The 1,318-nt window shown below is 42.6% G+C and carries 1 protein-coding gene; it reads right to left on the reverse strand.

Annotation, left to right across the window (positions count from 1 at the left end):
• Positions 1 to 257 precede the first annotated feature (257 nt).
• Positions 258 to 1,010, reverse strand: coding sequence for a hypothetical protein (locus KDK14_RS04255; protein ID WP_257263777.1), 753 nt, complete (start codon positions 1,008 to 1,010; stop codon positions 258 to 260).
• Positions 1,011 to 1,318 lie beyond the last annotated feature (308 nt).

Genomic DNA, 1,318 nt, shown 5'->3' on the forward strand with positions numbered 1-1,318 from the left:
GTACCTGGCTACGAACCAGGCGGTCGGAGGTTCGAATCCTCCCGAGCGCGCCATACCAACTGTGGTTCACCGTTGTTGTCATTACTTCATTTTATATTTCTGCCGCGACTTTAACGGTGTACCTGGCAGGTTTATTTCTGAAATTCTGTGTTGTTGGAATTTTATCACCAAGTAGTTTATCTATATGAAATCATGTTTTCTGACTAATTGCTCAAAAAATATGATTTCATTTGGTTAACTACTTGCGATATTCCTTTTTAATTACCAATACTAGTTGATTGTACACCCGATTCTATCGCCCTGATCAAGGCGGAAGCTTGCCTGCCAGCGAAACTTGCTTGTTCGTTATCACCGGTATTTTTTTTAACTTGCTTGTAAGCCTCCAGGTAACCTCTCCGCTGTTCAGTTTTTGCGTAAGTCTTTTGGTAGTCCTGATGATAAGCCCTCCCTCTCGCGGATTTTGCCCAGGTACTTTTGGAATCCTTTGCTTTCTTGGTCTTTGAGTAATTTTTCAGCCAGTCTTTCCCTCTCTGTGAATTTTCCCAGGTCCGTTTTCTGGCCTTATGTTTAATGTGCCGTGAGCAAACCTTATCATGAGTATTAACAACTGATGAGCCTGCTGAGGTTGATTTCCCCAATTCCAGAATTGACTGGATTGAAAATGGTTCATTATCGGGAATATATTTGGGAGCCTGCTCATTATTCAGTGGTTTTATTCCGGCAGGCAGGTTACCCGACTGGTGTCCTTCAGTTTGGTTATTAATGATGGCTATTGATCTTTTTTCAAATCGGGGGATATCAAATGGATTGTGAAAAGCCACCGTTGTCTGTTGAAGGTAGTTTTTAGTATTTTCATCAGTACTCACAGTACATTGAAGATTGTCTTTTGCTGCAAATGTATTAAAGAAGGCTTGATGTGGTCGGCAAGATTTAGAAGAAGTAGTATCTTGACAATCGGGAAATCGTTCGGCAGCGTCAATTAAATAAGCAGAGTAGGGAGTGATATTCATCGGATGATCCAATTAATGAACTAGAGCTAAGACTCCCCTTTTCCATAAAAAGTTCTGCCAACCTGATGAAGCTTTTCCCCGGGCTGTGAAAGCATCATGAAGTTTCTCACCGTACTCACGGTGAGCCGGGTTTTGACTGAATACGTCATGAGTCAAAAGGTTGAGAGTAAAATATTGGGCAGCCAGGAGGCTGTCCGAGAATAGACTGCCCTGCGCGGCAACTGCTCCTGCATCCATGCAGTCGTGCGGTTGAGATAAATTGGTCTAAAAATTCCTGCTTCTTCGTCAAATAGCCCCGCTATTGAATC

Origin of the sequence: Endozoicomonas sp. ONNA2, assembly GCF_024606365.1 — a bacterium.
Taxonomy (GTDB): domain Bacteria; phylum Pseudomonadota; class Gammaproteobacteria; order Pseudomonadales; family Endozoicomonadaceae; genus Endozoicomonas.

Excerpts from the sequence above, each read along its gene's own strand:
- KDK14_RS04255 (WP_257263777.1), bottom strand. The coding sequence starts at position 1,010 with ATGAATATCACTCCCTACTCTGCTTATTTAATTGACGCTGCCGAACGA.